The following is a 553-nucleotide window of genomic DNA, read 5'->3' on the forward strand; positions in this document are numbered from 1 at the left end:
GCCTTCCCAAGGGGGTTGTTGTTGCTCACCGTGCGGTCAACCGGCTCGTCATCAACAATGGCTATGCGCAGTTCAGCTCGAGTGATCGTGTGGCGTGGGTGGGTAATCCCGCCTTCGACGCCAGCACATTTGAAGTGTGGGCGCCGCTGCTCAACGGTGGCTGCATCATTGCATTGGATGCCACGACCGTCATAAATCCTTCAAATTTTGCCAAGTCACTTGAACAGCAACGGGTGACAACCCTTTTTCTAACAACAGCGTTATTCAACCAATATACGTCATCGATCGCTCCGACGTTAGCACAACTTAAGTACCTCCTCTGTGGAGGCGAGGTCAGTGACGTTCCCTCATTTTTGAGATTGCTGAGAGAAGAAGGTCCTGTACGCCTCATTCACTGCTACGGTCCGACCGAGACAACGACCTTCGCGACAGTCTGCGAGATCGCCCAATCTGTCGGGGGGCTGGCCTCCATCCCGATCGGGCGCCCGATTGCGAACACGCGGGTGTACCTGCTGGACGGTCATGGTGGGCCCGTGCCGTTCGGGGCGGTGGG

At 56.8% G+C, this 553-nt stretch carries 1 protein-coding gene; it reads left to right on the plus strand.

The features are described 5' to 3' along the window. Positions 1–553, plus strand: a 553-nt coding sequence (locus NKJ84_RS33165) for an AMP-binding protein (RefSeq protein WP_352510028.1), incomplete at both ends; no start/stop codon positions are given.

The sequence above is a fragment of the Mesorhizobium sp. M0048 genome, assembly GCF_040323405.1.
Lineage (GTDB): Bacteria > Pseudomonadota > Alphaproteobacteria > Rhizobiales > Rhizobiaceae > Mesorhizobium.